The 12585-nt window shown below is 51.6% G+C and carries 13 protein-coding genes and 1 pseudogene; 2 read left to right on the forward strand and 12 right to left on the reverse strand.

Annotated elements, in window-relative coordinates:
* Positions 1–11: 11 nt before the first annotated feature.
* The 3 genes from ABXT50_RS04420 to ABXT50_RS04430 form a co-directional block, all read right to left on the reverse strand.
* Entirely contained in the window at positions 12–1178 is a 1167-nt protein-coding gene (locus tag ABXT50_RS04420; RefSeq protein ID WP_415273687.1) for a cysteine desulfurase family protein, read from the reverse strand.
* A gap of 72 nt (positions 1179–1250) precedes the next feature.
* A complete protein-coding gene (locus tag ABXT50_RS04425) occupies positions 1251–2093 on the reverse strand; it encodes a tetratricopeptide repeat protein (protein WP_415273688.1) in 843 nt (280 codons plus the stop codon).
* Positions 2093–3802: a hypothetical protein gene (locus ABXT50_RS04430; RefSeq protein WP_415273689.1), complete on the reverse strand. Its 1710-nt coding sequence runs from the start codon at positions 3800–3802 to the stop codon at positions 2093–2095. The genes ABXT50_RS04425 and ABXT50_RS04430 overlap by 1 nt, the downstream gene beginning before the upstream one ends.
* A gap of 61 nt (positions 3803–3863) precedes the next feature.
* Between ABXT50_RS04430 and ABXT50_RS04435 the strand changes: the two genes are divergently transcribed.
* Both ABXT50_RS04435 and ABXT50_RS04440 read left to right on the forward strand, forming a co-directional pair.
* Positions 3864–4931, forward strand: a complete 1068-nt coding sequence (locus ABXT50_RS04435; RefSeq protein ID WP_415273690.1) for a DivIVA domain-containing protein — start codon at positions 3864–3866, stop codon at positions 4929–4931.
* Positions 4932–5984 (forward strand): AI-2E family transporter, encoded by a 1053-nt coding sequence (locus tag ABXT50_RS04440; protein ID WP_415273691.1) that lies wholly within the window; start codon positions 4932–4934, stop codon positions 5982–5984.
* Between the two features lie 9 nt (positions 5985–5993).
* Here ABXT50_RS04440 and ABXT50_RS04445 read toward each other — a convergent pair whose 3' ends face one another.
* From ABXT50_RS04445 to rpsB, 9 genes and pseudogenes are all read right to left on the reverse strand, one after another.
* A complete protein-coding gene (locus tag ABXT50_RS04445; protein ID WP_415273692.1) occupies positions 5994–6701 on the reverse strand; it encodes an alpha/beta hydrolase in 708 nt (235 codons plus the stop codon).
* On the reverse strand, positions 6701–6997 hold the full coding sequence (locus tag ABXT50_RS04450; RefSeq protein ID WP_415273693.1) for a hypothetical protein: 297 nt from the start codon (positions 6995–6997) through the stop codon (positions 6701–6703). The genes ABXT50_RS04445 and ABXT50_RS04450 overlap by 1 nt, the downstream gene beginning before the upstream one ends.
* Entirely contained in the window at positions 6997–7575 is a 579-nt protein-coding gene (locus ABXT50_RS04455; RefSeq protein ID WP_415273694.1) for a lytic transglycosylase domain-containing protein, read from the reverse strand. The genes ABXT50_RS04450 and ABXT50_RS04455 overlap by 1 nt, the downstream gene beginning before the upstream one ends.
* A 50-nt stretch (positions 7576–7625) precedes the next feature.
* A complete protein-coding gene (locus ABXT50_RS04460; RefSeq protein ID WP_415273695.1) occupies positions 7626–8162 on the reverse strand; it encodes a hypothetical protein in 537 nt (178 codons plus the stop codon).
* 2 nt (positions 8163–8164) lie between these two features.
* A complete protein-coding gene (locus ABXT50_RS04465; RefSeq protein ID WP_415273696.1) occupies positions 8165–8986 on the reverse strand; it encodes a phosphatidate cytidylyltransferase in 822 nt (273 codons plus the stop codon).
* Positions 8987–9547, reverse strand: a complete 561-nt coding sequence (frr, locus tag ABXT50_RS04470; protein WP_415273697.1) for a ribosome recycling factor — start codon at positions 9545–9547, stop codon at positions 8987–8989. It lies immediately after the preceding gene.
* Between the two features lie 19 nt (positions 9548–9566).
* Positions 9567–10262, reverse strand: a complete 696-nt coding sequence (pyrH, locus tag ABXT50_RS04475; protein WP_415274809.1) for a UMP kinase — start codon at positions 10260–10262, stop codon at positions 9567–9569.
* Between the two features lie 105 nt (positions 10263–10367).
* Positions 10368–11194: pseudogene (gene tsf / locus ABXT50_RS04480) on the reverse strand (translation elongation factor Ts).
* 1 nt (position 11195) lies between these two features.
* On the reverse strand, positions 11196–12134 hold the full coding sequence (gene rpsB / locus ABXT50_RS04485) for a 30S ribosomal protein S2 (RefSeq protein WP_415273698.1): 939 nt from the start codon (positions 12132–12134) through the stop codon (positions 11196–11198).
* Positions 12135–12585: the final 451 nt, after the last annotated feature.

A 12585-nucleotide genomic window follows, 5' to 3' on the forward strand; every position in this document is an offset into this window, starting at 1 on the left:
CCATTGGGGGTTTATGCGGGAGTTGCCTGGAGGGCGACTGGATGGACTTGCGCTAAAGCAGTCAAAAATCGTTGAACGTCCTGGGATGTCGAAGTTCTACCAAGGGTCACCCGAACACACGCGGATGCCTCTAAGTGACTAAATCCCATACCCAGTAAAACATGAGAAGGACCTAGGACTCCAGCCTGACAAGCCGAACCGGCAGAGACACAAACTCCCTTTTGATCCAACAAAAACAACATCGCGTCTGACTGCGTTCCAGGAAAAACAAAGTGAGCGTTGTATGCAGCTCTATTGGCCCCCTGAGCTGTGATTATTGCGGAAGGAACGACCTCCATTACAGCCGCTTCCAGCTGGTCTTTTAGCGCACCTAAACGTGTCACTTCATGATCTAGTTCAGCGATGGCCTCTCTAGCGGCGGCGGCAAAGCTGGCGGCGAGCGGGTAATTCATGGTTCCGGATCGAAGCGAACGTTCTTGACCCCCACCGTGCACCAATGAAATGGGCTTGGCACTTCTAGTAATCACAAGTGCACCCACCCCTATTGGTGCCCCAACCTTGTGACCAGACAATGTCATAGCGGTCAATCCACTTGCTTGAAAATCGATGGGAACGTGACCAAAAGCCGCCACGGCATCGCTGTGCACAGGAATATCAAACTCGGCGGCTATTTTGGTGATCGCAGAAACATCGCTAATCACCCCGGTCTCATTATTAACCCACATCAAGCTGATTAGAGCGATCCTGTGGCCGTGCTTGCTAACCAAGGACCTAAAAGAATTCATATCGATCATGCCGTTAGAAAAATGCTCCACGAATATAACCTCGGCATTTTGATTTTCGCCGAGCCATTGGACCGGATCGATTACAGCATGGTGCTCGGTTCTGGAGGAAATGATTACTTTGCATTCCGGGTCTCTTGAAACTCGATCCCAGAAAATGCCCTTGATCGCGTGATTATTACCCTCGGTGCCACCGGAGTTGAAAATTATTTCGCTGCGGTTTGCTCCGCAGGCCTTTGCTACCTCGTCCCGCGATTGCTCTAATAGTTCGCGAGTCGCCCTCCCTTGGCTATGAACACTGGATGGATTTCCCAGAATTTCCAACGCATCGCTTAGTGCACTCTTCGCACAAGATCGAAGCGCTGTTGTGGAGGCGTGATCCAGAAAGACTGACATGTCAAAATCCTACTTCTCGAGTCATGCGATCAAGAGTTGCAATTTGAACAAATAGCCCAAAATGATGTCTGACTAAAACAGCAGCGTTGCCAGTCTTCGCCTAGCTTGCAGGACTTCCTGGTCACTGTCGCCAATCAAGATAAACATCTCTAGCAAGCGGTCACGAATCTGATCGCGAGCATCGGTTTCGATTTCAAAGCGATCAAGGAGCAAAGCGAGTGAATCACGAGTATTTCCGGCAATCAGCAACTGATCAGCTTCAAAGAACAAGGTCCCCAGTGGGCCAGTCTGATCCTTTGCCGCAAGCCTCAGCATGAGGTTCACCTGAGCGAGACCTGCTGTGGCATCTGAATCATTTGGGTATTCGACAATTAGCTTGTCGTAAAGCCTTTTGGCCTCTGGCAAATCACCGGTGTCAATTGCCGCCACTGCAGCTAAGTGCTCCGGGGCCAGAGGTTTTTCCGGTGCTGAACCCCCCTGAATGCTCACGGTCTGGGTTATATTTTTCTCCCCCGCAAGCTGCAGGACTTGGCCCAGCACACTCAGAAGCTGTTCTTTAGTGGCCTCACCTTGAAATAAAGGTGCCGGCTGCCCCGCCAAAATCGCGAGCATTGCAGGTGCCTTTTCAACAGCAACGGCCTGAGCTAGCTGAGGGTTCGCAGTGATGTCGATGTCGATGCCGGCAAAACGGCCCTGACTGGCTTCAAGAACCTCTAAAACGGCAGCTCTTAGCCTCACAGACGCCTCGGACTGGTCCGAGACCAGCATTAGTACTGGAGTGGTTTCAGAAAGGGTTAGATAGCGTCTGAGCGTTGGCTCATCGCCCGGGACGAGCCAGCTAGAAATAGCAGTGCCAGCCGGTGGCGTTGTCTTATTGGCAAGACCCGAAAGATCCATAGCTCCGAAATTACTCATTATCCGCCCAAGGTTATCGCTGAGAGAAGCTGTTGTGTAGCACCGAGCAGAGTTGCACGTTCATCCGATCCAGATGCCGGGACATTGAATAGCAACATTGCACCGTATTTGGTCTCAATCCCAGTTGCGCTGCCTCCAGTGCCAAGCAGTATCGCCTCCTCGCCAGTTATCGACACGGCGTCACCAGGCTCCTTAGGAATAATCGTGTAGGTATCAATCATGTACACAGCTACCAGCGCCCCGCCCTCGGAATTTGCCAGTATCACTGGCTGACTCTCAGATAGCTTGTGCTCAAAACTCAGATTCGCATTGCTGAGGGTTTCTTGCAGGCCAAGCTGAACAGCTGACACATCCGCGACGTACTGGTTGTCTGGATCAATCAAAAGTGCCCACGGAGATTCGAAACCGCGATTCAAAAGATTGCCAAGACCCTCGACAAGGGACGCCGGGTCCATCGAGAGGAACTTATTATCTTCCTTCAGTGCGTTAGCACCCACTATCTCGGCTGGCACTTCGGGGAAGCTGATGTTCGGAAGTAAGTCAGAGTACTGATAAAGCTTGTAATCATCGCGGGGACCCTCTTGGCGCAAAACCAAAACCTGCAAGGAGTTTTCTCCTGTAACGACGATGGTATTCCTAGGCCAAGTGTCAGTTGCCCCAGGCAAAAATAATTGCACTGGGCCGGCGAGTATTTTCGTTGGAGCGAATGGCGAATCAGTGCTCTTCGCCGCCAAAGCGTAAGCCGCTCTGCGGATTTCTAAAGCGGGACCGGTAACCCTGACCTCAAGAGACTCTCTGTCCAGAGTCGCATCGGCGACCGCTACCACCCCTGATATCTCCTTCAGAATTCTCTCCAGCTGAGAGCTGTCAAGAGTTGCCGTAAGGACACCCGGTTGCTCAAGTGGTTTGGGCGAAATAATTGGGTTTTGATAATCCGGCACGCAGCCAGCTAACGTTCCCACCGAGAGCGCGATTCCGACATATTTCATTCCTCTGAGGGACCTTCTGCTCGTGAGCGGTCCATTACCTGCTTGAGAAATGACCCTTCTGGTTCTTCGATGCTTGGGCCTTCTAGGGCCTCGAGTGTTTCTGCGACTTCGGAACTTCTTGCGATAGATAAATGCTGCATACAATCCCAGCGCTGCTCCCACAAGCATGACTCCAAGACCTATGAGGGTTATTGGAGCTATCGGAGCCTCAGTTGCGCCCAATTGCCAGGTCACACGGACAGTCCTCGGCGCCAGCTCTATTCCGGTCGACGCCATTAAGACCGCAACTTCGTTGTTTACCTCAACGGGTAAAAGAGCAGTTCCATTGCTCAGAATTTCTGTCTTCCAAATGTCTGCGCCCGCTGGATCTTCCAGCTCTCCGGTTCCCGGCCTTTCAATTTCCACCAAGCTTGCGCTTTGGTTTGTCTTATTCACTGAGAGTCTCATTTCCACGTAGGAAGAATCTCCGAGCCACGCAACGATGTCCGACTCTCGACCGGTTGCCATAAACACGGTGCCATCACCGATTGCAAAAACTGAGTTCTCGCCTTCGTAGGCACTGAGTACAGCGTTTGGAATCAAAACATAACTAGCTGGCTTGCTGAGCGAGGCGGATGCGTTGATAACGCTAATTGGCTGATTCTCGAGCTGATTAGTGAACCCGACGGCGCTAAAAACCAACCCTGTCACAAATACAAGTAGGGCAATCCAAAAACGCATAAACCAGCTCCGACTACACTTGGGTAGCCACGAAAGTTTACTATTCAACCAAGGATTCAACTTGCCAACTGACCATAATCGCTTCGAGACAGCCAAGCGAGGTTACGATCCAGAAGCCGTCGAGCGTGAGCTGAACGCCCTGAACTCGGAACTTGTCCGTGTCAAAGAGCAGGCCACCGAAAATGCAGAAGCACTCCAACGCACACTGGCACAACTTGCTCAGTCCGAAGCGAAGCTGAGTGGAACGATCGCACCGAGTTTTTCAAGCCTCGGTGCCGAGGCCGCAGAGCTCTTGATTAGAGCAGAGACCACCGCCCGAGAAATTGAGAGCGCGGCAGCTGTGACCTCGGAAGAACTGATTGAATCGGCCACCCAGGAGGCTAAGCGAATTGAACAAAACGCCGAGAATGTTTATCAGGATCAAATCACGGCTGCAGAAAGACGCGCTGCCCGCAGAATCGCTGGGGCAAAACATGATGCCGAACTACTGATCATGAAGGCAACCACCGACGCCAAGGACAAGGTGAGGGATGCCGAATTAGAGGTTGCAAGGATGCGCGGGCAGGCTGCTACGGAAGTTGCTGCCCTCAAAACCACGGCGAAGCGCGAAGTGGAGGCAAAAAAAGCGGAGTTGGATGCAAAAATTGCCGGGCAAGAAGTTCTCAATCTTGACCAGCTCGGGATAGAGCAAGCCGCGAAAGATCTCGCTCTTGCGGACCTTGAATCAAAATTCAAAACCCGTAGAAGAGTTGCCGAGAAAGAATACCTGGAAAAACACAATGAGGCCGTTCATCAAACCGAGACATACCTAGAGTCCGCCAAAGTTGACCTGACCGACCTAAAAAAGACGATTTCTACTATTCGACTCGAAATACAGGCCCTTGAAATGGAAGCCGGTCAAGCTCAAAGTCGAATTCTTGCTGAGGCAAGAAGTCAAGCCGAGGCGATTGTTCACGCTTCTGATCTGGAGGCAACTGAGATAAATGCGAAGGCCCTTGAAAGCATTGCCGAGCTTGAGAAGGCAAGCGAGTTACGCATGAAGAAAATCGAGAATCGTGTGCGTTCAGGTGAGCTTTATTTGAAAAACCTGCGTAGTTTGGTAACCAACACTGATTCTCCGGAGGAATAGATGGAACAGCGCGCAAGGGTAACTAACTCATTCCAGATTGGACTGACCGGCGGACTCGGAGTCCTCACGGCAATAATTATCGGCGCCGCTATTTCTCAGACTGCGACGATTCTTACTTACATTGGTATCGCATTATTCCTGGCGCTAGGGCTTGACCCGGTCGTAAGATCATTGACCAAGCGCAAGGTGCCGCGCCCGGTTGCAGTTGGAATAGTTGTTACTGGCTTTTTAGGAACTGTCGGACTAATACTTTGGGCGATCATCCCAACGGCGGTTAGAGAAGCTGCAAAGCTGATCGAGCAAATACCGGACATTGCAGCGAGCCTGGTGACCACGGATTTTATAACTCGTTGGGACAGGCAGCTAGGTGGCGCCATTACAACCGCCACCAATTCAGGCCTCGATTTCATAAGCAATTCTGCAAACTGGCCGGTGCTACTCGGAGGAGTGCTTCAGGTTGGAATCGGAGTTATATCTGGCGTGGTGGGAGTCATAGTTGTGGTGATTCTAACCCTTTATTTCATGGCGTCGCTTGAGGGAATGAAGGACTACCTAGCAAAACTTTCCTCGGCTTCTAAGCGCGAACGCTTCCGTAAAATCACAGACCAGATCGCCTATTCGGTCGGTCGCTGGGTAATGGGCCAGACATCCGTCAGCTTGATACACGCGACCAGCTTGTTTATCTTTTTGACCATCATCAATGCCCCTTTCGCACTTCTCTTGACGCTAATGGCGTTCACCATCTCGTTGATCCCACTAATTGGCCCATTGTCCTCGGCGATTATCGTCATCACGGTGACTCTGATTGAAGGTCCACAGCTTGCTCTGATTGCGGTTATTTATTACCTGATTTACCTGCAGCTCGAGGCATATCTAATCTCCCCGAGGATTATGAAGAAGGCCGTTTCAATCCCCGCAGCCCTTGTTGTTATCGCGGCTTTGATGGGAGGAACACTTATGGGTGTCCTAGGGGCGGTTATCGCCATTCCGGTTGCAGCATCGATACTGCTAATCGTGCGTGAGGTTTGGATGCCAAGACAGCAACTTCGCTAAAAAAATAGCTCAAAAACTAGTTGGGAGCGGAGAGCTGCCCGGAACTGTGACTTCGGCTATTTTGTCTAAGACTCTCTTGGTTGCCTTTTCGCCAACCCAAAGATGCTTTTCTTGGTCGAACCCAAAAACCTCAGCCTGGTCGACGATGGCAAACCTCGCGGCGGCCGCTATTGGGTCGAGATATTCGTCTAACTCAGGAACGAGAGCAATAAGCGGTCGTCCAAATTCGTTCCAACGCAAAAGGTCGGCATCGGTTGCACGATGAAGTGGTGGCGAGAGCAAGATTGCCCCCAAAATGTCCAAATCTGGTCCGTATTTGATTGCAAGCTCAGTGCCAAAAGACCAACCGATTAGCCAAGGTGTTGGAAGACCTCGCTTCAAGCAGAACTTCACTGCCGCTGCGACATCCTCTCTCTCACCAACGCCATCTGAAAACTGGCCCGATGAGGTGCCCCTTGGCGACGTGGTGCCCCTGGTGTTGAATCTAAGCACAGCTGCTCCAATTAGTGCCGGCAGTCTGTTAGCTGTCTTCCTAATCAAATGGGAGTCCATAAAACCGCCGTGAGTAGGTAACGGGTGAAGCATTATCAAAGTTGTCAGCGGCTCACCAACGGCTGGAACCGACAATTCACCGACCAGCACCTCAGAGTCGACAGTATGAATTTCGACGTCCTCGCGAATACCGGGAAGTACGGTGGAGGAGCGTATCTCTTCCACTAGGTCAACATCCCGTCAAACAGCTTCCAGCAGTGATTATGAAAATGTCTTCTGGTTTCAACTCCACGATGAAGGTCCCAGGCAACCGTGTGCGCAATTCCTTGCTCAATGTCAATTTGACAGACTGGACACTTCCATCGCTTTCCCTCTTCGGCATTCGCACCGGAGCTCTGCTGGACCTGAAACTCCACACCGCGCTTAAACTCCGAGTGCGGCAAAGCGGAACGAATCATTGAAAAATCTAGCTCGCGATACTCACGCTTAGCAGCATTTCGACGAGGTCTGCGACCGACCATCAGTACCAGTTGTGATTGTCGGAATGAGCAAGGGCGGCACAGGGTGAGCCATAGCGACCTTCGATGTAACCCAAGCCCCACTTGATCTGAGTTTCGGCATTGGTTCGCCAGTCCGCACCGGCTGATGCCATCTTAGAAGCAGGCAGTGACTGTGGGATCCCGTAAGCACCCGAGGACCTGTTGGTCGCGGTTAGTCTCCAATTGCTCTCACGCTCCCAGAGCTTGACCAAACATGAAAATTGTGTGTATTCCCAGCCTCGAGCCGTAGTCGCCTCCAGAGCGAACCCCTTTGCGCTCTCCGGATCCGGAGTTGGAGCGTTGCTAACTACAAGCCTTAGCGCGGTCGCTCCATCTACAAGCTCGAACTCACCCCGACCGAAACCATCCCCCGCAATCGACTGAATTGTTAACTGCTGATACTCCATGTCTTCGCTCTCAAAACTCTGCATTGAGTTAGCGGAGGCGAAAGCGCCAGAGTAGGGATCGACCGCGGTTACCATCACTAGAGCGGACACGAAAACGAAACCCATGCCGACGCTTGTCAGCGGGTAAGTGGTTCTCGATTGATGTTTCGCCAATTCGCTCCTCAGGAAAAGATAAGCCTATTAGGGGTTTGGCTTTGGAGCAATTAGCCCAGCGCGATTTGCCGGTGGCCGGCGCTGGCAACGAGCCCGCGAAACGCATCAATTTCCACCTTCGAAAGCCCCGATCTGGCCGACCCAAGTGGCCTAGTGCGAACCTCCAGGGGTAACGGAGAAACTAGCTTCCCCCGGTTTACTCTGATGGAATTCAGTAGCTCAGCCACATGTGATTTCGAGTAGCCGTTCTTCTGCCCCGAGAAGCGTTCCTTGGGCTTCTCATCCAAAACCTTAGAAATCTCCGAAAGCAATTGATTTAACTCGTTGAGAACACCTGATTTTCCTGACCGGGACATTTTGTCAGCTATCTCTCTTGCCTCGAGAGAGTCGGCGAGCTTGTCCAAAGTGCTATCGACCGGTGTTATTTGGTAGCCACCCGCAACCATGTCGAACCTGGCAACAGAGACAATAGACGAGGTAACAAGACTGCGATGGGCGGCTCCAAATTGAATCTTGATTCGAGCCAGGAGTGCGTCGACTTGATCGGGGTGATACCCCATGAGATCCGGCTGGCTCTTTGGAAACATGATTAGAACACTAACTGACTCATGAGGTATGCCACAAAGGCTGATGGGATGATGGAATCAATGCGGTCCAGCACTCCCCCATGTCCAGGCAGCACGTTACCCATGTCTTTCACATTCAAGTCGCGTTTTAGTAGCGACTCGGAAAGATCACCCAAAACGGAACTCAATAATATTGCCGCTCCAAAGACCAAACCAAATAAAAATGACGCCGGAGTTAGCAACACAAGCACTTGGCCGCCCACAAAAGCCCCGACTATTGAAGCAACAAGACCCTCCCAGGTTTTCTTTGGGCTTATCTCAGGAGAAAGTTTCGTCTTTCCAAAAAACATTCCAATTAGGTACCCGAAGGTGTCGATTATTGCAACCGTAAGCACTAGGCCCAGGACCCACTGAACGCCAGCCGGCTCTAAGACAAGTTGGATTGAAAAACTCAAAAGCAAAGGCACGTAGACCAGAACAAAGGCCGTACCCCCAAAATCTCGGAGGGTCTGCTTGAAAGATTGCTTGTTGGAGGAGTAAACCAAGGTAGCTATTCGCCAAACAACCAAAAGAAAAATCGAAATAAGCAACCCAAGCCACTGACCCTCTGCGCCGAGAAAATATGTGCTGATAACTATCCCAGGACCCAAAAGCGCAACCAGCCTCGGAACGTGCCAACCGGCTGATCGCATCGCAACGCTCAATTCGGCAGCCGCAAACCCGGAGGCAACCGCCACCAGCACCGTGAAAGCCAGAGGATGGAGCAGCGAAAGAAGGAGAATGGCGCCAAGGCTGAACCCGACCACGAGCCGTGGCCTCAAGGTTCTAGTTTTACCTGATTCCATTTAGACCTCTAGCAGTTCTGCTTCCTTGTTCTTTAATGCGTCATCAATCTTGTCAGTGTGGGCCTTGGTGAGCGCTTCGAGCTCTTTTTCAGCGCGGTCAACCTCGTCCTCACCGGCTCCACCGTCCTTCTTCACTGCCTCGAGTGCTTCCTTCGCAATTCTTCTTATTCCTCGAACGGAAACTCGACCGTGCTCTGCTTTGTCACGAGTCAACTTAACGTATTCTTTCCGTCGCTCTTCGGTGAGCTCCGGGAGGTTGATTCTAATAATTTCGCCATCATTATTGGGCTGCGCCCCAAGATTAGGCATCGCCATTAGCGCCCTCTCGATGGCCGGCAAAGCGGTTCTATCGTAGGGATTGATAATTAGAGAGCGGGCCTCTGGGTTTTGGATTCCGCAAAGCTGCGTCAATGGAGTTGGCGTTCCGTAATAATCGACCATCACCTTTTGAAACATCCCTGGGTTAGCTCTGCCGGTTCTGACCGACGCAAAATCGTCTTTGGTCGACTCCAAAGCCTTGTCCATCTTGTTTGTTGCCTCTGCCAAAATTTCTGCGATCATTTCATCTACTCCTATTTGCCTATGTTCGAACCCTGGTGCCGACTTCGCTCCCTAAGAGCGCAGCCGAAATGTCATCCATTCCAAACACTCGCATTGGCATCTGATTGTCCATGCAGAGTGAGAATGCCGTTGAGTCAACAACCTTCAAGCCTTGAACCAAAGCATCTTGGTAACTGATCTCCGTAAGCTTCTTTGCCTCTGGATCCTTGTGTGGGTCGGACGAGTAAACGCCATCGACTCCATTCTTAGCCACAAGTACCTCGTCCGCAGAAATCTCAAGCGCACGCTGTGCGGCAACGGTGTCAGTGGAGAAATAAGGCAAACCCGCGCCGGCGCCGAAAATAACTATTCGACCCTTTTCCAAGTGCCTGATTGCGCGCAATGGTAAGTATGGCTCTGCTACCTGGGCCATAGAAATCGCTGTCTGAACACGGACATCAGCACCGGCCTGCTCTATAAAGTCTTGAAGCGCTAACGCATTCATAACGGTCCCAAGCATACCCATGTAGTCAGCACGACCGCGATCCATTCCGCGGTTTGAAAGCTCAGCACCCCTAAAGAAGTTTCCGCCTCCAACGACGATTGCAATTTCTACTTCTTTGGCGGCGTCTGCGATTTTTTTGGACACTGCGGCAACAACGTCTGGATTAATCCCGAGGCCACCGCCTCCGAAGGCTTCCCCGGAAAGCTTCAGAAGAACTCTTCTTTTCTTCATCTCCAATTAGCCCTTCAGGTATTACGACGTTTTTCCTTTCCAATACTAGGGCGCAAACAAGAAACGGGCCCGGTCATTGACCGAGCCCGTTAACCAATTCTTAAACTAGACGCCGACGCGCAACCTTAAGAACCCAGTTACGGTCAATCCGGCAGCCTTAGCCACCTGAGCGACACTCTGCTTATTGTCCTTCGCAAAGGGCTGGTCAAGCAGACAAGTCTCCTTGAAAAAGCCCGTGACTCGTCCTTCGACTACCTTTGCCAAAGCTGCCTCAGGCTTGCCCTCGTTGCGAGCGGTCTCCTCGGCAATTTCGCGTTCCTTGGCGACAACCTCAGCAGGAACGTCTTCGCGTGAAAGGTAAGTCGGGCTAAAGGCTGCAATGTGAACTGCAATGTCATGAGCAGTTTCTGCATCGGTACCCTCGAACCCAAGTACAACCCCAACCTGTGGCGGAAGATCGCGACTCGTGCGATGCATATAAGCATCTAACCCAGGGGCTGAGATGACCTCAACCTTTCTGAGTTCTACTTTTTCGCCCATGATTGCTGCCTTGTCGGTAATCGACGCGGAAACCGTGCTGTCACCCAGCGGCGCCTCCAGAGCGGACTCAATCGAGGTTGCGCCAGAAGCAGAGATTGCATCTGCAACCTGATCGGCAAGTGTGACGAAATTCTCCGCCTTGGCAACAAAGTCGGTCTCGCAAGCAAGCTCGATCATCACTGCGGATCCATTGGCAATTCGAGAAACTACCAAACCGTTTGAAGTTGTTCTGCCTTCGCGCTTCGAAACTCCCTTTAGACCCTTGAGTCTTAGAACTTCAAAAGCCTTTTCGATGTCCCCATCGGCTTCATCAAGGGCGCCCTTACAATCCATCATTCCGGCGCCCGATTTTCTCGAAGCGCCTTTACGTCTGAAGCTGTGTAGTTCGCCATGTTACGCGTCCTTCTTGTCTGTCTCGGCCTCTACGGCTGGAGTTGGCTCCTCAGCTGCAGCTGGTGCCTCCTCAGTCTTAGCGGCAGCTGGTGCCTCTTCAGTCTCAGCGGCAGCTGGCTTCTCGGCTTCAACATTCGCAGCGTCAGTCGCTGGAGCTTCGACCACAACGTCCGTCGCTTCTGACTTACCTTGCTCCAGCAATTCGCGTTCCCACTCAGCTAGAGGCTCTGCTTGGTCTTCGTCCTTTGAGTGACGAGCGATCATGCCGTCAGCCGCTGCGTCAGCAATCACCTTGGTCAAAATCTCGATTGAGCGGATGGCATCGTCGTTACCTGGAATTCCGATGGTTACATCGTCTGGGTCGCAGTTGCTGTCAAGAATTGCGATTACAGGAATGCCAAGCTTCTTGGCCTCTGTGATTGCAAGGTGCTCCTTGATTGTGTCAACCACCCATAGTGCGCTTGGTGTCTTCGCCATGTTACGAATTCCACCGAGTGACTTCTCTAGCTTGTCGCGCTCACGACGGAAAATTAGTAGTTCTTTTTTGGTGAATGACGACTTGCTGGCGTCTTCAAAATCCATGGTGTCAAGCTCTTTTAGACGCTGAATTCGCTTGTTTACGGTGTTGAAGTTTGTGAGAAGTCCGCCCAACCAACGCTGGTTGATGTAAGGCTGTCCAACGCGAATGGCCTCGGCAGAAATGACTCCCTGAGCCTGCTTCTTGGTTCCGACAAACATAACTGATCCACCATTAGCAACTAAATCGCGAACGAAGTTGTAGGCGTCGTCAATGTGCTTTACCGACTGCTGCAGGTCGATGATGTAAATGCCGGAACGGTCCGTGAGAATGAACGGCTTCATTTTGGGGTTCCATCGCTTGGTCTGGTGACCGAAGTGAACTCCCGCGTCCAATAGTTGACGCATTGTGATCGTGGCCAATTGGCCCTCCTTTTTGGACACCGAAGTATCCACTCAGTTTCATGATTCGGCCGGTTGGCCTAATCCCTGGCATTCCATTTGACAGCACCTATTTCTAGGACCGAGTTATCAAAATGATTGGAACACGCGAATTCACTCAACACCTAGGTGTCGAGAGTCTTATTAGCATACCAACCAAAGGGCCTGTTTTTCCAGTGCAATTAGGCATTCCTCACCGAGCATCTGTCCTTTCGACAGTCTCTAGTCATGTTTAGATTCTTAGCAATTTTTTGGGTCCTAGTGAGCGTTGTTAGTCAAGAGTTTCGTCCTCCGGAAATCTGGGCAAAGCCCGTTCCTTTTTTTCAAGTCGAACACCAATTTTTAGCTCCCGTATCTCTTTATGGCCCAGGACATCGGGGCCTGGACTTTGTCCTCGGGAATGATCAAAAAATCTTGGCACCGGCCTCTGGTC

The organism is Aquiluna sp. Uisw_065 (assembly GCF_047731275.1).
In the GTDB taxonomy this organism is placed as follows: Bacteria; Actinomycetota; Actinomycetes; order Actinomycetales; family Microbacteriaceae; genus Aquiluna.

What these genes read in the sequence shown, in the direction of transcription:
- ABXT50_RS04420 (WP_415273687.1), bottom strand. Translation starts at nt 1,178, where the DNA reads ATGTCAGTCTTTCTGGATCACGCCTCCACAACAGCGCTTCGATCTTGT.
- ABXT50_RS04425 (WP_415273688.1), bottom strand. Translation starts at nt 2,093, where the DNA reads ATGAGTAATTTCGGAGCTATGGATCTTTCGGGTCTTGCCAATAAGACA.
- ABXT50_RS04430 (WP_415273689.1), bottom strand. Translation starts at nt 3,802, where the DNA reads ATGCGTTTTTGGATTGCCCTACTTGTATTTGTGACAGGGTTGGTTTTT.
- ABXT50_RS04440 (WP_415273691.1), top strand. Translation starts at nt 4,932, where the DNA reads ATGGAACAGCGCGCAAGGGTAACTAACTCATTCCAGATTGGACTGACC.
- ABXT50_RS04450 (WP_415273693.1), bottom strand. Translation starts at nt 6,997, where the DNA reads ATGGTCGGTCGCAGACCTCGTCGAAATGCTGCTAAGCGTGAGTATCGC.
- ABXT50_RS04460 (WP_415273695.1), bottom strand. Translation starts at nt 8,162, where the DNA reads ATGTTTCCAAAGAGCCAGCCGGATCTCATGGGGTATCACCCCGATCAA.
- ABXT50_RS04465 (WP_415273696.1), bottom strand. Translation starts at nt 8,986, where the DNA reads ATGGAATCAGGTAAAACTAGAACCTTGAGGCCACGGCTCGTGGTCGGG.
- frr (WP_415273697.1), bottom strand. Translation starts at nt 9,547, where the DNA reads ATGATCGCAGAAATTTTGGCAGAGGCAACAAACAAGATGGACAAGGCT.
- pyrH (WP_415274809.1), bottom strand. Translation starts at nt 10,262, where the DNA reads ATGAAGAAAAGAAGAGTTCTTCTGAAGCTTTCCGGGGAAGCCTTCGGA.